A 22,884-nucleotide genomic window follows, 5' to 3' on the forward strand; every position below is an offset into this window, starting at 1 on the left:
ATGCAATGAGCAATGATGAACGAGCAACCGAACCGCGCCAGACCGATCGCTGGCTCGAGCCCGGCAAGCTCAATCTGCAGATCATCTACATCCTTTATCTGGCCAGTTTCGTTATCGGTATTTCCGGCATTGTTGGCATCGTTCTGGCCCATCTCAACCGCGGCAAGTCTGAGCCCTGGCTTGAAAGCCACTACACTTGGGCGATCCGGACCTTCTGGCTCGGATTGCTGGGCGCGTTGATCAGCGTCGTGCTGATGATTGTCATGATCGGCATGCTGACCATGCTGCTGGTGGGTATCTGGATCATCGTCCGCACCATTATCGGATTGCAGAAACTCAACCGCAACGAACCGATCGCCAATCCGCAAAGCTGGCTGATTTAAAGCGGGCACACCGGGCATTGGCAATCAGCACTATCCCGCCGTCCTGGCGGCGGGCGCTCCGGCTTGGCTGGACACAGGGAAGAGACGCGAAGGAACCGCGACATGCAGACCAATTTTACCGCCGAGCAGCTTGCCGATCCCGGCGTCGCCGAATCCGAAAAGATTCTGCGTAAATGCGTCCATTGCGGCTTTTGCACCGCCACCTGCCCAACCTATGTCACGCTTGGCAATGAACTCGACAGCCCGCGTGGCCGGATCTACCTGATCAAGGACATGCTGGAAAACGACCGGCCCGCCGACAAGCAGGTGGTTACCCATATCGACCGCTGCCTGTCGTGCCTGGCCTGTGTGACCACCTGTCCTTCAGGCGTCGACTATATGCACCTGATCGATCATGCCCGCGCCTATATTGAAAAGACCTACAAGCGGCCGCTGCCCGATCGGATCATTCGTGGGCTGCTGGCCATGGTGCTGCCGTATCCGGCGCGGTTCCGGGCTTCGCTTTACGCAGCCCGGCTCGGCCGGCCTTTTGCACCGTTGTTCCGGGCGCTGCCGGGCATGAAGCCGCTGGCGGCGATGCTGGAGCTTGTGCCGGCGGCGATCCCGGGCAAGTCCGGTTTCGCTGAACCCGGCGCCCACGCGGCTAAGGGCAACAAGCGTGGCCGTGTCGCCATCCTCACCGGCTGCGCCCAGCCGGTGCTCAAGCCAGGCATCAATGAAGCGACAATCAGATTGCTCAACCGAATCGGCGTCGAGGTCGTGGTGCCGGAAGGCGAGGGCTGTTGCGGCGCGTTGGTTCACCACATGGGTCGCGAGGACGATGCGTTGTCGGCGGCACGGCGCAATGTCGATGCCTGGACCCGCCAGATCGACAATGGCGGGCTCGACGCCATCATCATCACCGCGTCGGGATGTGGCACCACGATCAAGGATTATGGCCACATGCTGCGTCTTGATCCCGCCTATGCTGACAAGGCCGCGCGGGTCTCGGCGCTGGCCCGCGACATCACCGAATATCTCGCCACGCTTGACATGCCCGAGCCGGTCAATGGCGCCGGTCTGGTGGTCACTTATCATTCAGCCTGCTCGATGCAGCACGGCCAGAAAATAACCGTGCAACCCAAGGCGCTGCTCAAGGCTGCGGGTTTTGTCGTCAAGGACCCGCCCGAGGGGCACCTGTGCTGCGGATCGGCTGGCACTTACAACATCATGCAGCCGGAGATCGCCCGCACCCTGCGTGATCGCAAGGTCAAGAATATCGAACGCACCCGGCCTGATCTGATTGCTGCGGGCAACATCGGCTGCATCACCCAGATCGCTGGCGGCACCGGAATTCCGGTCATCCACACGGTGGAGCTGCTGGACTGGGTGTATGGCGGCGACCGGCCCGCCGATCTGCCTGAAACGGAAGCTGAAGCGGTTCAGGCGGCAGAATAGCCCCAATTTTCCCAGCACTCTCAACGACAACAGGCGGCGCATGTATGCACCGCCTGTTGAGATATTCAGTGTTGGCACTCGGCCTTTAGCCGCCAAACAGCGAGCCGAAGAAATCCATTCCGCGGTCGCTGTAGAGTTTCTCGGCACCTTTGCCATTGGGACCGATGACGATCACCTTGGAGCCGACGCCGGCACGGCCGTAAAGATGCTCCACATCCTGGTTCATCATGCGGATGCAGCCCGATGACATGTTCTGGCCGATGGTCCAGGGCTGGTTGGTGCCGTGCACCCGGAAGATGGTGTCGCGGCCGCCCTTGTAGAGATACAGTGCCCGGGCGCCGAGCGGGTTGTTCGGCCCGCCTTTCACGTAGGACGGAATGTGGCGGCCTTTCCGGCGTTCACGGGCGATCATGGTTGCCGGCGGGCGCCAGTCCGGCCACTCCGCCTTGCGGCCGATCTTGACGGTGCCTGACCAGCCGAACCCCTCGCGGCCGACGCCCACGCCATAGCGGGTGGCGCGGTTGTTGCCCTCGACATAATAGAGATATTTGGTGTTGGTATTGATGATGATTGTGCCGGGTTTCTCGGTGGTCTGAAGCCGGACCTTCTTGCGCCAGTATTTCGAAGCGGGCTTTTTCAATTGCGCAACGGTAATCACCGGCAGGCTGGTTTCAACACTCGCCGGACCGCCACGCGGCATCGCCGAGGCGGACGGCAAGGCTGGCGCCAATAGCAGCGCCACAGCGGCTGCGGCAATCATGGTGAAACGGCTCGGTATGCGTGCTGAAATCATGACAATCCCTCTTTGTTGCTTCAACCCCTTCGTCAGAAAGTATCATCGATTGAGTCGTGATCAACCGCCGCTGCAGTATAATTTCGGGGTTATGTTGAGAGCGGCGGCTAGGCCGTACAGCAAAAACCCGGCACCGGGATGATCCCGGGCCGGGTCTGCAACAAGGCCAGATTGTGGCCGAAAGTTACATCACGATTACCTTGGCGCCGACCTGGGCGCGCTCGTAAAGATCGGTGACATCCTCGTTGCGCATGCGAATACAGCCTGACGAAACCGCCCGGCCGATGGTCCATGGCTGGTTGGTGCCGTGAATCCGGTAGAGCGTCGAGCCGAGATAGAGCGCCCGCGCGCCGAGCGGGTTTTCAGGTCCCCCTGCATGTGCACGGGAAGGATCCGGCCTTCCTTTTCGCGCACCCGCTTGATCATCTCTGCCGGCGGCCGCCAGCTTGGCCATTCCGCCTTGCGGCTGATTTTCTCGGTGCCGCTCCAGCCAAAGCCTTCCTTGCCGACGCCGACGCCATAGCGCCGCGCCTGTCCATTGCCCATGACGTAATAGAGAAAGCGCTGGTTGGTATCGATGATGATGGTACCGGGCTTCTGATTGCCATCATAGCTAACTGTTTGCGGCAGAAACTTCGGATCGAACTGGCTTGCTGGCTTGGGTTTGATCCGCGGTGCGGCCAGCGCCACGTTGGTAACCCGGCGCGGTTCGGCCCTGTGCGTGCGCGGTTGGGCGACAAGCGCGCGGTTTCCGCGCGGTTTGGTGCGGTAGACCACGCCGCCGCGCGGTGCGGCCTGGCCACCAAGCTGCATCACCCATGGGGCTGACAGATCGGGGCTGAGAACTACCGGCGGGCGTTGCCCGTAGCGGTCGCCGGCATATGCCGGAGCGGTGAAGGAGGCGAGGCTCAACGCCGCGCCTGACAGGAGCAGGAAGGCACATTTTTTCATCGGACGGACCCTTTACCTTTCGTCTGATTTTGACCCAACGCCACCTTCCGGGCTCGACCGGAGGCTTTGTTTCAGTTTCCATGCTGCGGGTTTGATGCAATCAATTGATGAATCCGGGTCGATAAAAGGCCGGTTATGGTGGATACCTTGGCTTAGGGTTATCGCCGGCTTGCCAAACGCGGTGAACGGCAGCTTAAATGGCCCCGAATCCCGGTTAACCATGATGAAGAGCGAGCCCATGGCGCATCAAAACGGCCTGATTACCGGAGCGGACGGGCGCACGCGCTGCTTCTGGCCGGGCGACCTGCCAGACTATCTTGCCTATCATGACGAGGAATGGGGCAAGCCGGTCACCGATGACACCAGGCTGTTTGAAAAGATCTGCCTCGAGGGTTTTCAGGCCGGCCTGTCGTGGCTGACCATCCTGCGCAAGCGCGAGAATTTCCGGGCTGCTTTCGCCGGTTTCGATTTTCGTGAAGTCGCCCGCTTTGGCGACGCTGATATCGAAAGGCTGGTGGCCGACAAGGGCATCATCCGCCATCGCGGCAAGATCGTCTCGACCATCAACAATGCCAGCCGCGCGATCGAGATGGTCGATGAATTTGGCTCGCTCGCCGCCTATTTCTGGAGCCATGAACCAGGCCCCGCGGAGCGGCCGGCAATTGTCGACCATGCCACGCTGAGCGCCAACCCGACCACGGCGGTCTCGACCCGGATCTCCAAGGATCTCAAGAAGCGCGGCTGGAGCTTTGTCGGCCCGACAACGGTCTATGCCTTCATGCAGGCGATGGGGCTGGTCAACGATCACCTCGAAGGCTGCTGCCGGCGCGCCGAAGTCGAGGCCATGCGCAACGCGCTGGAGCGACCAAAGTGACGGCGGACGAGCTGTGCGCGTTAATCTTCGAGGTGGCAGAAAAGACGCCCGAAATTGGCGTTCTCGAGGAAAGCCGCAAATGGGGCGAGCAGAGTTTCACGCCGGTGCGGCGCAACATCGGCAGTTCGGTGCGGATTCAGCCGCGCGGCAACGGCGATGTGGCGCTGATGTTCATCTGCCACACCAATCTGGTTGACGAGTTCCGGACCCTGTATCCCGACATGCTTAGCTACGAGGGCAATCGCGCCATCGTTCTGTCGGGTGAAGAGGCTAATGATCGCGCGGCGTTGTCGCATTGCATCGGTCTGGCGCTGACTTACAAGTTGCGCAAGAGGCAGAGGACGCGGCCCACCTAATTCAGGTCCGGCGCTGCTTGGCGACAATGGCCAGCGCAACGCCGCCCAGGATCAGCAGCGATGACAGCACCAGCCTGAACGACCAGCTCTCGCCCAGCAACAGCGTCCCGCCAAGCGTTGCAATCACCGGCACGGTCAGTTGCACGATCGCACCTTGTGTGGCGCCAATCTGCCTGAGCACCCGGTACCACAGCACATAGACCAGTCCCGAAGTGACCCCGCCCGATAATGCCGCCAGCAACAACCCGGCCATAGCCGCATGCAACGGCAGCCGCGCGACAACTACAATCAACGCCAACGGCACCAGGTAGGCCAGTGAACGCAGAAAGTTGTCGGCTGTCGACCTGATCGGATCGCCCAGCCCCCGGCCGCGCAGCGAATAGACACCCCAGGCGATGCCCGACAGCGCCATCAACGCGGCGGCAACCGGATCTGGCGCGGACAGGCCGGGCGACACCAGCCAGACAAACGCACCAAAGGCAACAATCAACCCGAGCCATTCCAGAAGCGCCGGCCGGTCGCCTTCCTTCAGGCTCCAGCCGATCATCGTCGCCTGCACGCAGGCAAACAGGATCAAGGCGCCGATGCCGGTATCCAGCGCCGCATAGGCGTAGGAAAACGCCACGGCATAGAGGAACAAGAAAAACGCGGAGGTCCACGCCCCCGGCTGAGGGCTTCGCTTGACGCCATCGCGGTTGCCGGTCAGCGCCACCAGTATTGCCAGTGTCGCGGCGCCGCTGATCAGCCGTACCGCCGAGTAACTCGCCGGGTCAATCAACGGTGCGGTACCCGATCCGATAGCCATCCGCCCGATCACCGAGTTGGCGGCAAAGGCGATCATGGTGATGGCGGTGATGACAGCAAGGCGCAATGGAAGAGGCTTTCCTCGGAGGGTGGACAGGCAACCTATCACCGCTTTGCCACAGCTTGTCGACCGGGATTACGCTTGGCCGCGATCACTCCTGCGCGAGGTCGTCACGTGCCTATTCCTGAACAGAAGATGAAGGACTTGGTCAGCGGGCATTCAACTTGGCCGCGATATCACTGGTTCATTAACCACGATCAAGATTGAAACGAGAAGAATATGTCCAACACAAGCATCATTGCATCCACCATTCTCGCCACCGCCGTTCTCGCAACCGGCATGGCTCTTCCGGTGCAGGCCTCAGCCAGGGACTGGATCGAGAAGGTACAGGTTGAAAAGGACGGGATCGACGTCCAGCCGATCCATGTGTCGGCCAAGATAGGCGGCTACAGCGGCATCAAGACCAAGAGCCACAAGTTTCTGTTGGGGCTTTATGCCCGCGCCACAAATGGCGAACGCATCGTCGCCATGAAACTGGGCTCGTTCAAAGGCGTCTTGTATTTCGAAGGCGACGGCAATCTCTGGAGCAGGAGCTTTACCAACCGTGATGTCGGCGCCGGCAGCAAGCGCACCGTGTCGATCCACCATGACGCGACATTGCCGATCAACAAGATTGCCTGGCATGACCCCGATCCAAAGGCCAGTTGCGATCACACCCTTGCGCAGATGATGAAACAGGGCATGACCAAGCGACAGGTGCTGAGCCAGCCGCGCGAGGCGAAGGCCTATGCCTATTTCGAACTCGACGCCGTGGCCGCTCGCAAGAGCAAGGCAAAGAGCGGCAAGTGGAATCTGGGAAATACCAGCAACCAGCGGGACAGTTACATCTATGAGGTCCGGGTGGTTTGCGGCTCCGGCAACAACAAGGTTGGCGGTTGACCAATAGTGAGGATCACCGTGCACTTGGGTGATCTCAAGCCATCCCCGACCGGCATCATGCGTTCTCGCCGGTCTGGGTGTTCGCGCCCTCCCAGCAAATGTGAGGGTGGATTGCAGCAAACCACGATGCGTGGTGTGATAGACTGGGTGCTGGTTCCTGGTTGGAACCAATAGGTAACGTTGGGCGTTGCTAGCGAAAGGTCTGCTGCGAATAAAGCCAATAGGGTTAAACGTAAGGAGAGAGAAATGTTCAGGATTGTTACGAAATCGCTGTTATCAGCTTCAATCTGTCTGGCCACGTTGATGCCGGTTTCCGCCGCGCAGGTAATGCCGCAAAAACCCGCTGTCCAGTTCTCCCAGAATACCGACGTGGTCCAGGTTCGCGACCATCGTCGCAACGCCCGCCGCCACCATCGCCGCGGCTATTACAATGGCCATCGCGGCTACCGCAAACACCGGCGCGGCTATCGCCAACACAACGGTTACTGGTTCCCGCCGGCAGCCTTTGCGCTCGGCGCCATCATTGGCGGCGCGCTCAGCGAGAGCGGCGGTCACAATGTGCGGCCGGGGTACATGAACCCGCAGCATGTGCGCTGGTGCGACGCCAAATACCGCTCCTACCGCGTGCGCGACAATTCGTTCCAGCCGTATCACGGCCCGCGCCGGGAATGCCGTTCGCCCTATTATTGAGGCGCCGGTACCGCTAACGATCTGGGCGATGGTCGGAGTCTGACCATCGCCCAAGCCTTGCAGCAAAAGGGCCTGTCGTTTAGGAGAAGCGCAACGAAACGTTTCTCCTTTCCCAGGCCCTTTTCCATGTCCGACAAGAAGCAAAAGAAGCCCCAGAAACTCAAGGCCCGTCTGGCGCGCGGCTTTCCCGATCGCTCGGCGTCCGATATTCGCGCCACCGATCAGATGATGGCCAAGATCAAGCTGGTCTACGAGCGCTTTGGCTTCGAGCCGGTGGAAACCCCGTTTGTCGAATATACCGACGCGCTTGGGAAATTTCTTCCCGACCAGGACCGGCCCAACGAGGGCGTGTTTTCATTCCAGGATGATGACGATCAGTGGCTCTCGCTGCGCTATGACCTGACAGCACCTCTGGCCCGGCATGTCGCCGAGAATTTCAACGACATTCAACTGCCCTACCGCACCTATCGCTCAGGCTGGGTGTTTCGCAACGAAAAGCCCGGCCCCGGCCGTTTCCGTCAGTTCATGCAGTTCGACGCCGATGTCGTCGGAGCGCCAGGCGTCCAGGCCGACGCTGAAATGTGCATGATGATGGCCGACACCATGGAAGCGCTGGGCATTCCGCGCGGCGACTACGTCATCCGCGTCAACAACCGCAAGGTGCTTGATGGCGTGATGGAAGCTATTGGCCTCGGCGGCGACGAGAATGCCGGCAAGCGTCTCACCGTGTTGCGCGCCATCGACAAGCTCGACAAGTTCGGGATTGAAGGCGTCAGGCTGCTGCTCGGTCCGGGGCGTTGGGACGGCGGTAAGGAAGGCGAGGGCGATTTTGCGCCGGGGGCGTGCCTGAGTGAGGAGCAGATTACTGCTGTAATGGAGGTCTTCACCGCAGCAGAAATCGTCGACATGGCCAGTGGCGTCGATGAAGTGACCAACCCCTTTTTGATCGATCAGTGTTTTCGATCAATGCCAAGTTCAAAGAAGGGATCAAGGAATTAACAACCATTGGCTCGATTGCTCGAAATGCCGGCTACGATTCAAACCGCATCAAGATTGACCCCTCCGTGGTCCGTGGCCTCGAATACTATACCGGCCCCGTCTATGAGGCTGAACTCTTGTTCGATGTCACGAACGAGAAGGGTCAGAAGGTTCAGTTCGGCTCCGTCGGCGGCGGTGGCCGTTACGATGGCTTGGTCTCGCGCTTCATGGGCCAGCCGGTGCCGGCAACCGGCTTTTCCATCGGCGTGTCGCGGCTGATGACGGCACTGAAGAATTTGGGCAAGCTGTCGGGCGAGGCGGCCAACGGTCCGATCCTCGTCACCATCATGGACCGCGACCGCCTCGGCGATTATGCCAAGATGGCGCAGGAATTGCGCACCGGCCTCAACCCGGTTGACGCCGAATGCCAGCCGCTCGGGCCGACCGTGCCGGTCGAGCTTTTCCAAGGCAATCCCAAGGACTTCCCCAAGCAGTTGCGCTACGCCGACCGCCGCGGCTCACCCATTGCTATCATCCAGGGCGGCAACGAGAAGGAATTGGGCAAGGTCATCGTCAAGGACCTGATCGAGGGCAAGCGCATCGCCGAGACCATCACCGACAATGCCGAATGGCGCGAAGCCAAGGCCGGCGAACATCTGGTCGATGAGGGCGAATTGCTTGCCACGGTCCGCAAGATCCTCGCAGCACAGGCTGCCGACTCCGCCACGGAAAAAGGCTGAATACATGCTCGAAGCCGGATTTCCCGCCATCGCCGATGATCTCGGCGCCGCGCTCGACGCGCTTGAGGCGCCGCGCGTCGATATTCCGGTGATCCAGCCGGCCGAGCCGTTTTTGGATATGGCCGGCGAGGATCTGCGCCGCCGTATCTTTCTCACCGAAAGCGAAACCGGCGAAAGCCTCTGCCTCCGGCCGGAATTCACCATTCCGGTGTGCCGCGCCCATATTGCCGAAAATGTCGCCACGCCGCGCCGCTACTCCTATTTCGGCAAGGTGTTCCGCCAACGTCGTGATGGCGAAAACGAGTTCTTTCAGGCCGGCGTCGAGGATCTTGGCGAACCCGACGAGGCGCGCGCCGATGCTCGCGCCATATCCGAAGCCCGCGCGCTGGTCGTCCGCTTTGCCACGAACCAAAATCTCACCATCACGCTCGGCGACCAGTCGGTGTTCGAAGCCGTGGTCGCCGGCCTGGGCCTGCCTGCAGGCTGGCAGAAGCGGCTGGTCCATACCTTTGGCAACGAGCAGGCGCTCGATGCAATGATCGCCCGGCTGGCCAACCCTGACAGCGCTGCTGATCCCGATGCCTCGGTGGCGAGCTTTCTTGCCCGCGGCGACGCAGCCGGCCTTCAGGCCCATATCGAAGAGGTGATGCAGGCGACCGGCTATTCGACCAATGCCAGCCGCTCGCCCGCCGAAATTGCCGCCCGGCTGATCGACAAGCAGGCGCTCGACGCCACCCGCCTGTCGGAAGCCTCGCTCAACGCGCTCAAAACCTTCCTGGCCCTTGATGTGCCCTGCGACCGTGCCGCCGACACGCTGTCGGCGTTTGCCCGTGATGCCGGTCTCGACATCTCCGCTGCACACCGCAATTTCGTCGCCCGGCTTGAGGCGTTGTCGGAGCGCGGCGAGGATCTTGGCGCAATTCGCTGGCGCGCAACCTTCGGTCGGCCGCTGGATTACTATACCGGCCTGGTATTCGAGATTGCAGCCGGTGACCGAGCTCCGGTGCTGGCCGGTGGCGGTCGCTATGACCGGTTGATGGCCCTGCTGGGTGCGCGCGAACCGATCCCCGCGGTTGGCTTCTCGCTCTGGCTCGACCGGATTGAAAAAGTGAGGGCAGGCGCATGACACTTACCATTGCACTGCCGTCCAAGGGCCGCATGAAGGACGGTGCCATTGCCGTTTTTGCCCGCGCCGGGCTGGCTGTCTCGGCGATCGGCAATGACCGCAGTTATCGCGGTCGCGTCGAAGGCATCGACGATGTCGAGGTGGCGTTCCTCTCGGCCTCCGAGATCGCCCGGGAACTGGGCGCCGGCGCTGTCGATCTGGGCGTCACCGGTGAGGACCTGGTACGCGAAAGTCTTGTCCGCGCGGATGAGCGTGTCGAGATCTGCGCCCGGCTCGGCTTCGGTCATGCCGACGTGGTGGTTGCCGTGCCCGACATCTGGAAGGATGTCGACAGCATGGCCGACCTTGGTGATGTGGCCGCCGATTTTCGCGCCCGCCACGGCCGCCGGCTGACGATTGCTACCAAATACTGGCGGCTGACCCAGAATTTCTTCTCCACCCGGCACGGCATTCAGCTCTATCGGATTGTCGAGAGCCTGGGCGCCACCGAGGGGGCTCCGGCCTCGGGCGCCGCCGACATCATCGTCGACATCACCTCCACCGGGTCGACGCTTACTGCCAATCATTTGCGGATCCTGTCGGATGGCGTGATCCTGAAATCGGAAGCCTGTCTGGTGCGCGCCCGCAAGCCCGAACATGATGGCGACCCGCGCATGGCCGCCCTGCTTGCCGCGGTCCGCGCTGTTGCGGGCTGAAATGCGTTAAAGGGGTGTTCGGAACAGCATTTTTCGAAACACACTGGGAAAATTGCAGACGTCGGGAGCAGTGCCAAGCGGCATTCTGACGCTTGGCGGTCCGCTTGCATTTTTCAGAGAATGCGGCAAAATTGACTTGATCCGGAACAGATCCGGCCTGAACGCGTCCCTCGCATCCGAACGGCATTCGCCTTGTTCATGCGATTGGCTCCGCCCACCAGAAAGCCTCATCACGACCGGTTCAGCCTCGTTCCCAGGCTTCGGGATGATTTTGGATTGGGGGTGTCCCATGGAGTTTTCGATCGGTTTTGTGGTGCTTATGGTGTCCATGCTCGTTCTGGCTATCCTGGCGCGGCTGGCAGCTGTCTCGCCTAATTCGCCGTTGTTGCGCGGGGAGTTGACGCCAGCTCTATTGGCGGTGCTGGTGGCCGCAGGACTCATGTTCGGCGTGCTGATGATGCTTGTTGGCGGCGAGGACTACTTCTCCTCTCGCAGTCTGGAAATTGTTGTCATCATCGGCTTTGCCGCTGCGGGTATGTTTGCCATCCGCAAATTCGTCGGCAATGGTGGCTCTGCGGATCCGGCTTGACCGGCCTCCCATAGCGACGCTGCCATGCATGCAAAAAGACCCGGCGCATATCAACGCCGGGTCAAGGGTGTTTTCAGTCTGGCGATAAGGGCGTTTGCTGCTTACGCCGTGCGGCGTGCGTCGACCGACCATGCGCCGGGACCGGCCGCAGCCAGCGCCAGGAAACCGCCGGCAATGGCGATGTTTTTCATGAAGCTGATCATCTGCATCTGGTCTGCCGGCTGGTAATGGGCGAGGAATGCGGTTGCGACACAGAACGCGGCCAGCGCCCAGGCGGCCGGACGGGTCATGAAGCCGATCAGAATGGCAAGTCCGCCAAAGATTTCGAGCGCGATGGTCAGCCATGCGGCGAGGGCCGGGAGCGGCAGGCCGAGGCTGGCGATATAGCCGGTAGTGCCTTCCACCGAACCGAATTTGCCCCATCCGGAAAGGATGAACATGATGCTCAAAAGGACTCGAGCGAGCAGAAGTTGAACGTTAACCGACATGTAAGTCTCCTGTAGAAAGAATGTTGCGGAGCCATACAGTCTTGGTCGCGGACAAGATAGCTGAACACGTGGAGACATATTGTTCACAATTACGCGCATTTGCACGATGCACGGATTACCCCCGAACAATCAGGGCTATAACCATGCTGCTGTGCTGCTGAATATTCCGAAGATTAAGCGACGACGAAATGGGCAAACATGAACAGGCCATTGATGGAGCCGCCGCCATTCCCGTTGAAATTCGAGGATTCGCCGATGCACATCATCGGCAGGTGACCACCATCATGAATGATGGTTGTGGAAAAGCAGAAAGATGAGGCCTGCATGGCCGCCATCTCGAACAATCCCAGCACATGTTGCCGGGAGCCAGAATCATAGCATCGCACCAGGTTGAGAAGTCCCAGATCACCTGTGTCGGCGAGGCCATGGTAATGCCGCGCAGCAGGCCCGAGTCGAAACGCGCCGGTGGCGAGATTGGCCGTCCAGCTTTCGGTTCGGCAAAAATGGGAGACGAGTTCCTGATCCGGTGCGACAAAGCCCTGCGGCGTCGCACCAAAACTCGTTGTGCCATCTGCTTTCGTTATCTTGAACAAGAAACACCCCGGCGGGCCTGGTGAAATGGAGCATCTGCGTTGTGTGCTGTGATCCCTGACGACGCATCATGCGTGCTCAGGTATGAATTGATGTTGGATCTTGCCGACCCGACCTGTGCAGTCAGATCCGGATTGCTCCGTGGATCGGCGTTCCAATCTTTTCGAAGTCAGTCGCCGCAGGCTACGCATCCTGTTGATGAGAGGTGCTGCGTCGTCTGATCCATCCTATCCTCTGTTTTTCATTTATTGGTTAACCCATCGCTAAATTTGCATATCCAGATATCGCATTTTTGCGTCGCAACATACAAGTCCGACCTACGTAGGCACTGCGGCTGTTGCTTTGAGCGCCGCGCGGCTCGTGCGCAGATAGCAAAAAGGGGTGGTTCGAAAACCACCCCTGATTTTGTGCCTGCACATTGGCCGCAGGGTCCTGTGAGGAGTCCGGCTTCGGTGCTTTCGCTTCAGGCCGGCTGGCGGCCTGAAGCGATGTGGAACACGTACATAAGCTAGACAGTAAGCTGTAACGGGGCAGGCGCCCTGTTACATCATGCCGCCCATGCCGCCCATGCCGCCCATGTCCGGCATGCCGCCGCCAGCCGATTCCTTCTTCGGAATTTCGGCAATCATGGCTTCGGTGGTGATCAGCAGCGAAGCAACCGAAGCTGCGTTCTGCAGAGCCGTACGAACAACCTTGACCGGGTCGACGATGCCCATGGCAATCATGTCGCCATATTCGGACGTCTGGGCATTGTAACCCCAGTTTTCTTCGTCCTTTTCAAGGATCTTGCCAACCACGATCGAAGCTTCGTCGCCTGCGTTTTCAGCAATCTGGCGAACCAGCGACTGCAGGGCACGGCGAACGATGTTGATGCCGGCTTCCTGATCCTGATTAGCACCCTTGGAGGTGATCTTCACGGAAGAACGCAGCAGCGCAGTGCCGCCGCCGGCAACGATGCCTTCCTGAACGGCAGCGCGGGTAGCGTTGAGCGCGTCGTCGACGCGATCCTTGCGTTCCTTGACTTCCGTTTCAGTTGCACCGCCGACGCGGATGATGGCAACGCCACCAGCAAGCTTGGCCAGACGTTCCTGCAGCTTTTCACGATCGTAGTCCGAAGAAGTTTCTTCGATCTGAGCCTTGATCTGTGTGATCCGGCCTTCGATTTCATTCTTCTTGCCAGCGCCATCAACGATGGTGGTGGTTTCCTTGGTGATCGACACCTTCTTGGCGCGACCCAGCATTTCAAGCGTCACGTTTTCGAGCTTGATGCCGATGTCTTCGGATATCACCTGACCGCCGGTCAGGATGGCGATGTCTTCGAGCATTGCCTTGCGGCGATCGCCGAAGCCAGGAGCCTTGACGGCAGCAATCTTCAGGCCGCCACGCAGCTTGTTGACCACGAGCGTAGCAAGAGCTTCGCCTTCAACATCTTCCGAGATGATGAGCAGCGGCTTGGAGGTCTGCACCACAGCTTCGAGCACAGGCAGCATGGCCTGAAGGTTCGACAGCTTCTTCTCATGAAGAAGGATGTAGACGTCTTCGAGTTCGGCCAACATCTTGTCTGGGTTGGTCACGAAGTAAGGCGACAGGTAGCCGCGGTCAAACTGCATGCCTTCAACGACTTCAAGTTCGCTTTCAGCGGTCTTGGCTTCTTCGACGGTGATGACACCTTCGTTGCCGACCTTCTGCATGGCTTCGGCAATGTCCTTGCCGATCTGGCTTTCGCCATTGGCCGAGATCGTGCCGACCTGTTCGACTTCAGCCGAGGTCTTGATCTTGGTGGCCTTGCGCTGCAGGTCCGCGATGACTTCAGTCACGGCCATGTCGATGCCGCGCTTGAGGTCCATCGGGTTCATGCCGGCAGCAACAGCCTTGCCGCCTTCGCGGACGATTGACTGGGCGAGCACGGTTGCAGTGGTGGTGCCGTCGCCGGCGATGTCGTTGGTCTTCGACGCCACTTCACGCACCATCTGTGCGCCCATGTTTTCGAACTTGTCTTCGAGTTCGATTTCCTTGGCAACGGTCACGCCGTCCTTGGTGATGCGCGGAGCGCCAAAGGACTTGTCGATGATGACGTTGCGGCCCTTGGGGCCCAAGGTTACCTTCACCGCATCGGCGAGGATGTCGACGCCACGGAGCATTTTCTCGCGTGCGTTACGACCGAATTTTACTTCTTTAGCAGCCATTTAACTTAACTCCCGGGCCTGGGCCCATCGTGTTGAGGCAGATAGGATCTGTGTGGGTGGTCGTTCGGCTTAGCCGAGGATACCCATGACGTCGCTTTCCTTCATGATCAGAAGGTCTTCGCCATCAAGCTTGATTTCGGTGCCGGACCATTTGCCGAACAGCACGCGGTCGCCGGCCTTGACGTCGAGCGGCACGAGCTTGCCGGAATCGTCACGGTTGCCGGAACCAACGGCGAGGATTTCGCCTTCCTGCGGCTTTTCCTTGGCGGTATCCGGAATGATGATCCCGCCTTTGGTTTTTTCTTCGGACTCAACACGACGAACGACAACGCGGTCGTGGAGCGGACGGAACGTGGTTTTTGCCATTGTCTATATTCCTTGATCGAATGACAGAAGCGGCTGAGACCCCGTATTGGGCCTCATCGAGTTACGTGCTAGCACTCACTCATGGAGAGTGCTAGCGAAGCCGAGATAAGTCTGCGGTTTGGAAGAGTCAAGAGTTGGGCGTGCAATCAGGCTGCGTTCGGCCGTGCAAATGCTAAAATTCCGGCGGGGTCTTGTATTCGCCTGCAAGCTGGGCGACATCCAATGCCCGAAAGGAACCGCTGCCCATGCCACGCAAGATCACCGATCTCGATCAATTGACTGACCGCGCCGACATCTTGTTGTGCGACGTATGGGGCGTTATCCACAATGGCGTCAACCCCTACCCGCTGTCGGTAGAGGCCCTGAAAGCGGCGCGCGAGCGTGGCCAGACCGTGATTCTGATTACCAATTCGCCACGGCCAGCGGCCGGTGTGATCCGCCAGTTCGACACCATCGGCGTCGACCCTGCCTGCTGGGATGACATCGTCACCTCGGGCGACGTCACACGGCAATTGGTATCAGACGCGCAGGGCGGAATTTATTTCCTCGGGCCTGAACGTGATATTTCCCTGGTTGAAGGGTTGGACGTCACGCTGGTCGAGCCGGATGCGGCCGATGCGGTCTTGTGCACTGGCCTGCTCGATGACGAGACCGAGAGCGCCGAGGACTACCGCGCCCTGCTGACGGATTTCAAGGCACGTGGCCTGCCGCTGATCTGCGCCAATCCCGACCGCGTGGTCGAGCGCGGCGACCGGCTTGTGCCCTGCGCTGGCGCACTGGCAGACATCTATACCGAAATCGGCGGCGAAACTCGCATCGCCGGCAAGCCACACGCGCCGATTTACCGCGAGGCGATGGCTCGGGCCGAAGCCCTGCGCGGCACCGCCGACAAGCGGCGGACTCTGGCGATCGGTGACGGCGTTGCCACCGATATCCGCGGTGCGCTCGACAACGGCATCGATGCGATCTTCATCGCCCGTGGCGTTCATGCCCGCGAATATCTCGATGGCCGCGTTACCAACGAAACCCGGTTGCAGGATTTCCTCAATGCTGAAGGCGTCGCCCCGGCATATTGGATGGAATGGCTGGCCTGAACGCTCATGGTGAAACAGGCAATGGCGCAACGGCTTTACGATGCCTCCAGGTTCCCCGCGGAATTCAAGGGCGGGGTTGTGGCGATCGGCAATTTCGACGGCGTCCACCGGGGGCATCAGGCGGTGTTGGCACAGGCCACCCTGGCCGCTGAAGCTGATGGCGTTTCCGCCTGCGTGCTGACTTTCGAACCGCATCCGCGCACGGTGTTTCGCCCCGACGAGCCGGTTTTCCGGATTACGCCGGCGGCCATGAAGGCTGCCATTCTCGGCCATCTCGGGTTTGACGCCGTGGTCGAGCATCCTTTCGACAGAGTTTTCTCGTCGCAAAGTGCCCATGATTTCGTCACCGGCATTCTCAGCGGCAAGCTTGGCGTCCGTCACGTCGTGACCGGTTATGATTTTCATTTCGGCAAGGGCCGTGAAGGCAACCCCGAATACTTGACGCAAGCTGGCGAACGCCATGGTTTCGATGTCACGCTGGTAGACGCCTTCCGCGATGAAAACGCCGATGTGGTTTCTTCTAGCCGGATACGTCGGGCGCTGGCGCTGGGGGAAGTCGGCGAAGCCGCAGGCTTGTTGGGTTACCGTTATGCGGTCTCCGCCGAGGTGTTGCACGGCAAGAAGCTTGGCCGCACCCTGGGGTATCCGACCGCCAACATGGCGCTGCCGTCTGAAACCGGCCTGTTGCCGGGGATCTATGCGGTCCGCTTCCGCCGTGCCGATGGGAAATTTTATGATGGCGTCGCCAGTTTCGGCCGTCGCCCAACCGTAGACGGGGACGACGCTGCGCTGTTGCTGGAAACCTATCTGTTCGATTTCTCCGGCGATCTCTATGGCGAGACCTGCAGCGTCTGCTTTGTATCGTGGCTTCGCGGCGAGGAGAAATTCGATAGCTTGGAGCCCCTGGTGGCACAAATGAAGCTTGATGAGGCGGAAGCCAGGGCAGCACTTGGTGCGATCACGCCGCTGTCATCGCTCGATGCGGCCATGACCTTCGGGGTGGTTGCTTGATCGGGGCCGGATCGCGGCAGATCCTGATCACCGGCGCCAATGCTGGCATCGGCCTGGCGCTGGCAAAAAAGCTCTCGGGTCGCCATCGCCTGCTTCTTTCCGGCCGCAAGCCGCACGATGAGATCGCCGATCTTCTGCCGCAAGGCGCCGGATACATTCTTGCCGATCAGAGCGATCCCGAAGGCTCGGCGCAGGCGCTGGTCGGGGGAATTGACGGCATTGGCTGGGACCGTCTCGACAATGCCGTGCTCAATGCCGGTACCGGTTTCGCAGCCGTCGACGGCATTGACAGCACCGACGCCATCCGCCAGACGCTCGACATCAATCTTGGCGCAGCAATCGCCCAGGCCCAGGCGCTGTATCCGCTGCTGGAAAAATCCGGCGGGACGCTGACCTTCATCGGCTCGGTGGCCCACAAGGGATCGGCCATGGTGCCGGCCTATGCTGCTTCAAAGGCCGGCCTGCATGGCCTGGCCCGCGCCTTGCGGTCGGAATGGGGCAGGCGGGTGCCGGTACAGGTGCTGCATCCCGGCCCCACCAAGACCGATATGCACGACAAGGCCGGTTATGATCCGGGCCGGATGCGAGCCCTGTTTCTCGCCTCCGATGATGTCGCGGCGATGATGGCTGCGGCGATTGCCAGCCGTCGCTCGTCGGGCACCATTTCATGGGCGCGCTATCTGGTTGGCGGCGCCTTTACGGGGCGACGTCTATGAATGCCTCGACCAAGCGCGCGCTTGTCACCGGCGGCAGTGCCGGGCTCGGCGCGGCAATGGCCCGATGGCTCGCAGCAAGCGGCTATGAGGTCTTGTCGCTTGATCGGCAGAAGGGCGTTGCGCAAGCGCCCGACGCGGGTGAGGGGACTATCAGTCACCTTTATTGCGATCTCTCGAGCCGCACGGAGCTTGACCGGATTTTGCCGGAACTGATCAAGCGCGGTCCGTTCGATCTGGTGGTGCTCAATGCCGGCATCTCGGCCACCGGCCGATTTGAAACCATCGATCTTGCCACGCACCTGAATGTGCTGCGCGTCAACACCGAGGCGCCGATGGTCATCGCCGCACGGCTGCTGGAGGAAGGCGGGTTCACTCCGGGTGCGGCACTGTTGTTGGTTTCATCCCTTTCCTATTTCACCGGTTATCCGGGGGCAGCAAGCTACGCTGCGTCAAAGGATGCGCTGGCGATCTATGCGAGCAGCATGCGTAAGGCGGCAAAGGCCCGTAGTGTGTCGATCACGGTGGCGTTCCCCGGACCACTGCGCACCGACCATGCCGAGCGCCACGCGCCGCAAGGTGCCGATGCGTCCAAGCGCATGGCCCCCGATCATGCTGCCCGGCTGATTTTGGCGGACGCGTTCTCGGGCCGCAAGAACTCGATACCGGGGGCGCCCAACCGGGCTTTCGCGCTGATTGGCCGGATCGCGCCGAAACCGGTCACGGCGCTAATGCGCCGGCTGATCTACCTGCGGCTTGATCCATAGAGCGATATCCGTTCCTATTTTAACTCATGTCAAAAAGCGTGGGTCGAGCGCGTGTGCTTCCGCCGAAATGATCGATACTTTCGAATGATCGGGATGAAGTGGATTGATCAGCAAATTCCGGCAGTGCGGCATGAGAATGCTCGGCACGGTCAAGACCGGGACATCACCGCGATCACAAAACGCTTCAAATGCATCGCGTGATATCGCCGGGTCATCATTCCAATTGTCTGGAAGATCGACCGGCTTGACAATGAGTTCGTCAGGAACGTCGATCTCGAGCAATTGATAGGTCTCGGGCAGGTCCTCAAGATCAAAATGCACAAGCAGTTCCAGCATCGCCAGCGCCGGATGCTCGGCGCAATAGACAATGCGTCTGCCCAGATGATTCCAGCGGCTCGCGGAATAAGTCCCGCCGATGCCTGACAGGTCAGCATAGTTTGATATGCGCCAGATGCGCATGCTCAGGCAAACATGCCGTGATCAATCGCATGAAGTTCGGATTCGACAATATGCGCGCCCGTTTCTGATTTCATCAGTTCCAGCGGCACCGCGCCGTCGAGAGCGCGACACGGCTTGCGCAGCCAGCGGTGGGCTTTTTCTTCTGACCCAAACACGCGCACGGCATGATCGTGAAGCCTGGCGAGGCGCAAAGCCCTGTCGGATTCTGCCGGGCTTAGCTGTTCATTCTTTTGCTGACGACGCTCCAGAGAGCGTTTGGAGACGACGAGTTGGAAAATCTCGGCACTTGTAAAGCCGGTACTTTTAAGCGTCTCAATAACACCCACACTGGCGCTGGGCTGCATTTCTCCGGTCTTGGCGTCGCGGAGCAATATGCGTCGGGACTGCAACGAAGGATTTTGACTGCTCAAAGAAGCGGTCAAAACCTGTCTGCTGCGCTGCACCTTTGCTTCTTGCTCCCCTGAAGAAGGGGGCGATCCGGCTTTCCTTGATTTTGACATTATGACCTCGCCAGTTGCCACCCAAAATAAGCGCAACTGGCGAATTTTTCAAGATCGCACTTTGCGCTTCCCTGAAATTGCAGAGCTTGATAAAAGCCCGCCATGACCACGGCTGTCCCGATCATAGGCTCGCCGCCGATACGAATTATGGTCCCGGTTTCCCGCTGAGCAAAGACCTCGCTGGAGACCGGGCATTTTGGCGTGATCTCCGCGCCCATCTTCCGACGATCCCGAATATTGGCTACCACGGGCCAACGGCCCCAAAGATTGCGACACCATGACCGACAACACCGAAAAGCTCGATTATTCCAAGACGCTCTATCTGCCCGAAACCGAGTTCCCGATGCGCGGCGGATTGCCCAAGAAGGAGCCCGAACTGGTTGCCCGCTGGCAAGAAATGCGTCTCTACGACAAGCTGCGTGCATCCTCTGCCGACCGCCCCAAATATGTGCTGCATGATGGCCCGCCCTACGCCAACGGCAACATCCATATCGGCCACGCGCTCAACAAGATCCTGAAAGATGTCATCACCCGCTCGTTCCAGATGCGTGGTTTTGATTCCAACTATGTCCCGGGCTGGGATTGTCACGGCCTGCCGATCGAATGGAAGATCGAGGAAGAGAACTACCGCTCCAAGGGCAAGGAAAAGCCTGATCTGAAAGATCCTGCTGCGATGATCGAATTCCGCAAGGAATGCCGCAACTGGGCGCAGCGCTGGGTTGATGTCCAGTCCGAGGAATTCAAGCGTCTCGGCATCGAAGGCGATTTCGACCATCCCTACAAGACCATGGATTTCAAATCCGAAGCCCGCATCGCCGGCGAACTTTTGAAGATCGCCAAATCCGGCCAGCTCTATCGCGGCTCCAAGCCGATCATGTGGTCGGTGGTCGAACGCACGGCATTGGCCGAGGCCGAAGTCGAGTATCAGACTTATGAAAGCGACACGATCTGGGTGAAGTTTCCGGTGTCGAAGATTGTAGTCTCCGAAGGCTTCAATAGCGTGGGTGATCTTTCTGTTGATGGTGGAAACATTGTTGGAAATGTAACTCCCGGCAATTTTGATTGGTTGAAGGGGAGTTCTGTCGTTATTTGGACCACGACTCCGTGGACCATTCCGGGCAACCGCGCGGTCTCATTTTCACCGCGGATCGAGTATGGGCTTTATGAGGTCACAGCGACCGAGAATGATTTCGGCCCGCAGCCTGGTGAGAAATTGATTTTTGCCAAGCAATTGGCCGAAGAGTGCGCGGCTAAGGCAAAGCTGACGTTTAAACTTGTTGATCTTGTGCCTTGGGGAATTTTCGAAGGCATGGTCTGCGACCACCCGCTCAAAGGACTCGGCGGTGGCTATGATTTTGGCGTGCCACTCATCGCCGGCGATCACGTCACAGATGATGCTGGTACCGGCTTTGTCCATACCGCCCCCGGTCATGGTCGTGAAGACTTTGAAGCCTGGATGGATGCTGCCCGCGACATCGAGGCGCGCGGGATTTCTTCGGCGATCCCCTTCACCGTCGATGACGCCGGTTTCTACACCAAGGATGTCCCCGGTCTCGGACCAGACCGCGAAGGCGGACCGGCGCGGGTGATCGACGACAAGGGCAAGAAGGGCGACGCCAACCAGGCTGTCATCACCGCGCTGATCGAGGCGGGCAATCTGTTTGCACGTGGCCGTCTCAAGCATGATTACCCGCATTCCTGGCGCTCCAAGAAGCCGATCATCTTCCGCAACACGCCGCAGTGGTTTGTCTACATGGACAAGGATTTCGGTGACGGCACGACTTTGCGCTCGCGTGCGCTAAAGGGCATCGAAGACACGCGTTTCGTACCCTCTGCCGGCCAGAACCGCCTGCGCGGCATGATCGAAGACCGTCCTGACTGGGTGCTGTCACGTCAGCGCGCCTGGGGCGTGCCGATCTGTGTCTTCGCCGATGTCGATGGCAATGTGCTCGACGATGATGGCGTCAACGCCCGCATTCTCGAAGCCTTCGAGGCTGAGGGCGCCGACGCCTGGTTTGCGCAAGGTGCCCGCGAGCGGTTTCTGGGCGATTTGGCAAGCGATCCGAAATGGCTCCAGGTCACCGACATTCTCGATGTCTGGTTTGATTCGGGCTGCACTCATGTCTTCACGCTGGAAGATCGTCCGGATCTCAAATGGCCGGCCGATGTCTATCTCGAAGGCTCCGACCAGCATCGCGGTTGGTTCCATTCCTCGCTGCTCGAAAGCTGCGCCACCCGTGGCCGTGCACCTTATGACGCCGTCATCACCCATGGCTTCACCATGGCGGAAGACGGTCGCAAGATGTCAAAATCGCTCAACAATCAGGTGTTTCCGCAGGACATCATGAAGGAATCGGGCGCCGATATCCTGCGTCTGTGGGTGATGAACACGGATTATTGGGAAGACCAGCGCCTCGGCAAGACCGTCATCAAGACCAATATCGATGCCTACCGCAAGCTCAGGAATACCATCCGCTGGATTCTGGGCACCTTGGCCCATGATGAGGGCGACACTGTGCCGATGGCGGACATGCCGGAGCTCGAGCGTTTGATGCTGCACCGGTTGTCGGAACTTGATGGTCTGGTACGCACCGGTTACGACAATTTCGACTTCAAACGTGTTGCCCGGGCCCTCACCGATTTCGCCAATATCGAGCTTTCGGCGTTTTATTTCGACATCCGCAAGGACGCGCTCTATTGCGACGCACCCTCAAGCCTGCGCCGAAAAGCCTCTCTTCAGGTGATCCGCACCATCTTCAACTGCCTGGTGACCTGGCTTGCGCCGATGCTGCCCTTCACCATGGAGGAAGCCTGGCTTGCACAACATCCCGATGCCGAATCGGTTCATCTCGAGCAGTTCCCCGATGTGCCTGCCAAATGGCGTGACGATTCGCTTGCCGCCAAGTGGAAGAAGATCCGTACCGTGCGAAAGGTCGTTACCGGCGCGCTGGAAATCGAGCGCCGCGAAAAGCGCATCGGTTCGTCGCTGGAGGCCGCACCCGTTGTCCACATCACGGATCCGGCGCTGGTCGTGGCGGTTGGCGATAGCGATTTCGCCGAAGTCTGCATCACCTCTGGGGTGCGGGTGGAGACTGTTGTCGGCCCTGATGATGCGTTCCGGCTCGATGATGTGGCCGCGGTTTCGGTTGTCCCGGCATTGGCGGAGGGCCGCAAATGCGCTCGGTCGTGGCGGATCACTGATGATGTCGGCGCGGATCCGGCATTCCCCGATGTGTCGGCTCGCGATGCCGCCGCCCTGCATGAACTCAAGGCATTGGGTCGCCTGTAAAAACTGCGTCGGGGCCCGGGTTTGTCCGCTCCCCGGCGCGTTCATATTCTGACCTCGTGTCAAA

23 protein-coding genes and 2 pseudogenes are annotated in these 22,884 nt (G+C 59.9%); 15 read left to right on the top strand and 10 right to left on the bottom strand.

Translation table 11 applies throughout. The annotated features are described in order from the left end of the window. Nucleotides 1–5: 5 nt before the first annotated feature. Nucleotides 6–383 carry a DUF4870 family protein gene (locus tag OEG84_RS21705; RefSeq protein ID WP_267655683.1) on the top strand — a complete coding sequence of 126 codons (378 nt, stop codon included), beginning with the start codon at nucleotides 6–8 and terminating at the stop codon, nucleotides 381–383. Nucleotides 384–485: 102 nt separating this feature from the next. After that, nucleotides 486–1,820, top strand: coding sequence for a glycolate oxidase subunit GlcF (gene glcF, locus OEG84_RS21710; protein ID WP_267655684.1), 1,335 nt, complete (start codon nucleotides 486–488; stop codon nucleotides 1,818–1,820). Nucleotides 1,821–1,905: 85 nt separating this feature from the next. Here glcF and OEG84_RS21715 read toward each other — a convergent pair whose 3' ends face one another. Then, nucleotides 1,906–2,613 (bottom strand): L,D-transpeptidase, encoded by a 708-nt coding sequence (locus OEG84_RS21715; protein ID WP_425602879.1) that lies wholly within the window; start codon nucleotides 2,611–2,613, stop codon nucleotides 1,906–1,908. 184 nt (nucleotides 2,614–2,797) lie between these two features. Further along, nucleotides 2,798–3,564 (bottom strand): annotated as a pseudogene (locus tag OEG84_RS21720) (L,D-transpeptidase). Nucleotides 3,565–3,802: 238 nt separating this feature from the next. On the opposite strand from OEG84_RS21720, the gene OEG84_RS21725 reads away from it, so the two are divergent. Further along, complete coding sequence (locus OEG84_RS21725) at nucleotides 3,803–4,438, top strand: DNA-3-methyladenine glycosylase I (protein WP_267656288.1); 636 nt, start codon at nucleotides 3,803–3,805, stop codon at nucleotides 4,436–4,438. After that, the gene (locus tag OEG84_RS21730) at nucleotides 4,435–4,794 is read left to right on the top strand and encodes a DUF1801 domain-containing protein (protein ID WP_267655685.1); all 360 of its coding nucleotides are present in this window, start codon (nucleotides 4,435–4,437) and stop codon (nucleotides 4,792–4,794) included. The genes OEG84_RS21725 and OEG84_RS21730 overlap by 4 nt, the downstream gene beginning before the upstream one ends. A 1-nt stretch (nucleotide 4,795) precedes the next feature. Here OEG84_RS21730 and OEG84_RS21735 read toward each other — a convergent pair whose 3' ends face one another. Further along, a complete protein-coding gene (locus OEG84_RS21735; RefSeq protein ID WP_267655686.1) occupies nucleotides 4,796–5,665 on the bottom strand; it encodes a DMT family transporter in 870 nt (289 codons plus the stop codon). A gap of 213 nt (nucleotides 5,666–5,878) precedes the next feature. Here OEG84_RS21735 and OEG84_RS21740 point away from each other — a divergent pair, with 213 nt between their 5' ends. From OEG84_RS21740 to OEG84_RS21765, 6 genes and pseudogenes are all read left to right on the top strand, one after another. After that, nucleotides 5,879–6,538: a hypothetical protein gene (locus OEG84_RS21740; RefSeq protein WP_267655687.1), complete on the top strand. Its 660-nt coding sequence runs from the start codon at nucleotides 5,879–5,881 to the stop codon at nucleotides 6,536–6,538. A gap of 246 nt (nucleotides 6,539–6,784) precedes the next feature. Then, nucleotides 6,785–7,228 (top strand): BA14K family protein, encoded by a 444-nt coding sequence (locus OEG84_RS21745; RefSeq protein ID WP_267655688.1) that lies wholly within the window; start codon nucleotides 6,785–6,787, stop codon nucleotides 7,226–7,228. A gap of 126 nt (nucleotides 7,229–7,354) precedes the next feature. Beyond that, nucleotides 7,355–8,916: pseudogene (gene hisS, locus OEG84_RS21750) on the top strand (histidine--tRNA ligase); the annotation flags it as partial. 34 nt (nucleotides 8,917–8,950) lie between these two features. Further along, complete coding sequence (locus tag OEG84_RS21755) at nucleotides 8,951–10,072, top strand: ATP phosphoribosyltransferase regulatory subunit (protein WP_267655689.1); 1,122 nt, start codon at nucleotides 8,951–8,953, stop codon at nucleotides 10,070–10,072. After that, on the top strand, nucleotides 10,069–10,767 hold the full coding sequence (hisG, locus tag OEG84_RS21760; protein WP_267655690.1) for an ATP phosphoribosyltransferase: 699 nt from the start codon (nucleotides 10,069–10,071) through the stop codon (nucleotides 10,765–10,767). Before OEG84_RS21755 ends, hisG begins: the two co-directional genes overlap by 4 nt. 289 nt (nucleotides 10,768–11,056) lie before the next feature. Further along, nucleotides 11,057–11,356: a hypothetical protein gene (locus OEG84_RS21765; protein ID WP_267655691.1), complete on the top strand. Its 300-nt coding sequence runs from the start codon at nucleotides 11,057–11,059 to the stop codon at nucleotides 11,354–11,356. Between the two features lie 101 nt (nucleotides 11,357–11,457). Here OEG84_RS21765 and OEG84_RS21770 read toward each other — a convergent pair whose 3' ends face one another. The 4 genes from OEG84_RS21770 to groES form a co-directional block, all read right to left on the bottom strand. Continuing rightward, nucleotides 11,458–11,844, bottom strand: coding sequence for a DoxX family protein (locus OEG84_RS21770; protein WP_267655692.1), 387 nt, complete (start codon nucleotides 11,842–11,844; stop codon nucleotides 11,458–11,460). 173 nt (nucleotides 11,845–12,017) lie between these two features. Then, nucleotides 12,018–12,437 carry a hypothetical protein gene (locus OEG84_RS21775; RefSeq protein ID WP_267655693.1) on the bottom strand — a complete coding sequence of 140 codons (420 nt, stop codon included), beginning with the start codon at nucleotides 12,435–12,437 and terminating at the stop codon, nucleotides 12,018–12,020. 540 nt (nucleotides 12,438–12,977) lie between these two features. After that, complete coding sequence (gene groL, locus OEG84_RS21780) at nucleotides 12,978–14,621, bottom strand: chaperonin GroEL (RefSeq protein WP_267655694.1); 1,644 nt, start codon at nucleotides 14,619–14,621, stop codon at nucleotides 12,978–12,980. A gap of 69 nt (nucleotides 14,622–14,690) precedes the next feature. Beyond that, entirely contained in the window at nucleotides 14,691–14,987 is a 297-nt protein-coding gene (gene groES, locus OEG84_RS21785) for a co-chaperone GroES (RefSeq protein WP_267655695.1), read from the bottom strand. A gap of 245 nt (nucleotides 14,988–15,232) precedes the next feature. Between groES and OEG84_RS21790 the strand changes: the two genes are divergently transcribed. From OEG84_RS21790 to OEG84_RS21805, 4 genes are read left to right on the top strand one after another with little or no spacing between them, the layout of a single operon-like run. After that, nucleotides 15,233–16,081, top strand: coding sequence for a TIGR01459 family HAD-type hydrolase (locus tag OEG84_RS21790; RefSeq protein ID WP_267655696.1), 849 nt, complete (start codon nucleotides 15,233–15,235; stop codon nucleotides 16,079–16,081). A 6-nt stretch (nucleotides 16,082–16,087) separates the two neighbouring features. Then, nucleotides 16,088–17,092: a bifunctional riboflavin kinase/FAD synthetase gene (locus OEG84_RS21795; protein ID WP_267655697.1), complete on the top strand. Its 1,005-nt coding sequence runs from the start codon at nucleotides 16,088–16,090 to the stop codon at nucleotides 17,090–17,092. After that, a complete protein-coding gene (locus tag OEG84_RS21800) occupies nucleotides 17,089–17,808 on the top strand; it encodes an SDR family NAD(P)-dependent oxidoreductase (protein ID WP_267655699.1) in 720 nt (239 codons plus the stop codon). Before OEG84_RS21795 ends, OEG84_RS21800 begins: the two co-directional genes overlap by 4 nt. Continuing rightward, nucleotides 17,805–18,572: an SDR family NAD(P)-dependent oxidoreductase gene (locus OEG84_RS21805; RefSeq protein WP_267655700.1), complete on the top strand. Its 768-nt coding sequence runs from the start codon at nucleotides 17,805–17,807 to the stop codon at nucleotides 18,570–18,572. The genes OEG84_RS21800 and OEG84_RS21805 overlap by 4 nt, the downstream gene beginning before the upstream one ends. A 24-nt stretch (nucleotides 18,573–18,596) precedes the next feature. Here the strand turns inward: OEG84_RS21805 and OEG84_RS21810 are convergent, their stop codons facing one another. From OEG84_RS21810 to OEG84_RS21820, 3 genes are read right to left on the bottom strand one after another with little or no spacing between them, the layout of a single operon-like run. Continuing rightward, complete coding sequence (locus tag OEG84_RS21810) at nucleotides 18,597–19,031, bottom strand: RES family NAD+ phosphorylase (RefSeq protein ID WP_267655701.1); 435 nt, start codon at nucleotides 19,029–19,031, stop codon at nucleotides 18,597–18,599. Nucleotides 19,032–19,033: 2 nt separating this feature from the next. Next, entirely contained in the window at nucleotides 19,034–19,531 is a 498-nt protein-coding gene (gene parS, locus OEG84_RS21815; RefSeq protein WP_267655702.1) for a type II RES/Xre toxin-antitoxin system antitoxin, read from the bottom strand. Next, nucleotides 19,531–19,749 carry a hypothetical protein gene (locus OEG84_RS21820; RefSeq protein WP_267655703.1) on the bottom strand — a complete coding sequence of 73 codons (219 nt, stop codon included), beginning with the start codon at nucleotides 19,747–19,749 and terminating at the stop codon, nucleotides 19,531–19,533. Before OEG84_RS21820 ends, parS begins: the two co-directional genes overlap by 1 nt. A 59-nt stretch (nucleotides 19,750–19,808) precedes the next feature. Between OEG84_RS21820 and ileS the strand changes: the two genes are divergently transcribed. Further along, the gene (gene ileS, locus OEG84_RS21825) at nucleotides 19,809–22,820 is read left to right on the top strand and encodes an isoleucine--tRNA ligase (protein ID WP_267655704.1); all 3,012 of its coding nucleotides are present in this window, start codon (nucleotides 19,809–19,811) and stop codon (nucleotides 22,818–22,820) included. Nucleotides 22,821–22,884: the final 64 nt, after the last annotated feature.

The sequence above is a fragment of the Hoeflea algicola genome (genome assembly GCF_026619415.1).
GTDB classification, from domain to species: Bacteria; Pseudomonadota; Alphaproteobacteria; order Rhizobiales; family Rhizobiaceae; genus Hoeflea; species Hoeflea algicola.

Excerpts from the sequence above, each read along its gene's own strand:
- groES (WP_267655695.1), bottom strand. The coding sequence starts at position 14,987 with ATGGCAAAAACCACGTTCCGTCCGCTCCACGACCGCGTTGTCGTTCGT.
- parS (WP_267655702.1), bottom strand. The coding sequence starts at position 19,531 with ATGTCAAAATCAAGGAAAGCCGGATCGCCCCCTTCTTCAGGGGAGCAA.
- OEG84_RS21740 (WP_267655687.1), top strand. The coding sequence starts at position 5,879 with ATGTCCAACACAAGCATCATTGCATCCACCATTCTCGCCACCGCCGTT.
- OEG84_RS21790 (WP_267655696.1), top strand. The coding sequence starts at position 15,233 with ATGCCACGCAAGATCACCGATCTCGATCAATTGACTGACCGCGCCGAC.
- groL (WP_267655694.1), bottom strand. The coding sequence starts at position 14,621 with ATGGCTGCTAAAGAAGTAAAATTCGGTCGTAACGCACGCGAGAAAATG.
- ileS (WP_267655704.1), top strand. The coding sequence starts at position 19,809 with ATGACCGACAACACCGAAAAGCTCGATTATTCCAAGACGCTCTATCTG.
- OEG84_RS21725 (WP_267656288.1), top strand. The coding sequence starts at position 3,803 with ATGGCGCATCAAAACGGCCTGATTACCGGAGCGGACGGGCGCACGCGC.
- OEG84_RS21715 (WP_425602879.1), bottom strand. The coding sequence starts at position 2,613 with ATGATTTCAGCACGCATACCGAGCCGTTTCACCATGATTGCCGCAGCC.
- OEG84_RS21820 (WP_267655703.1), bottom strand. The coding sequence starts at position 19,749 with ATGGGCGCGGAGATCACGCCAAAATGCCCGGTCTCCAGCGAGGTCTTT.
- OEG84_RS21745 (WP_267655688.1), top strand. The coding sequence starts at position 6,785 with ATGTTCAGGATTGTTACGAAATCGCTGTTATCAGCTTCAATCTGTCTG.
- OEG84_RS21755 (WP_267655689.1), top strand. The coding sequence starts at position 8,951 with ATGCTCGAAGCCGGATTTCCCGCCATCGCCGATGATCTCGGCGCCGCG.
- OEG84_RS21770 (WP_267655692.1), bottom strand. The coding sequence starts at position 11,844 with ATGTCGGTTAACGTTCAACTTCTGCTCGCTCGAGTCCTTTTGAGCATC.
- OEG84_RS21805 (WP_267655700.1), top strand. The coding sequence starts at position 17,805 with ATGAATGCCTCGACCAAGCGCGCGCTTGTCACCGGCGGCAGTGCCGGG.
- OEG84_RS21765 (WP_267655691.1), top strand. The coding sequence starts at position 11,057 with ATGGAGTTTTCGATCGGTTTTGTGGTGCTTATGGTGTCCATGCTCGTT.
- hisG (WP_267655690.1), top strand. The coding sequence starts at position 10,069 with ATGACACTTACCATTGCACTGCCGTCCAAGGGCCGCATGAAGGACGGT.
- glcF (WP_267655684.1), top strand. The coding sequence starts at position 486 with ATGCAGACCAATTTTACCGCCGAGCAGCTTGCCGATCCCGGCGTCGCC.
- OEG84_RS21795 (WP_267655697.1), top strand. The coding sequence starts at position 16,088 with ATGGTGAAACAGGCAATGGCGCAACGGCTTTACGATGCCTCCAGGTTC.
- OEG84_RS21810 (WP_267655701.1), bottom strand. The coding sequence starts at position 19,031 with ATGCGCATCTGGCGCATATCAAACTATGCTGACCTGTCAGGCATCGGC.
- OEG84_RS21705 (WP_267655683.1), top strand. The coding sequence starts at position 6 with ATGAGCAATGATGAACGAGCAACCGAACCGCGCCAGACCGATCGCTGG.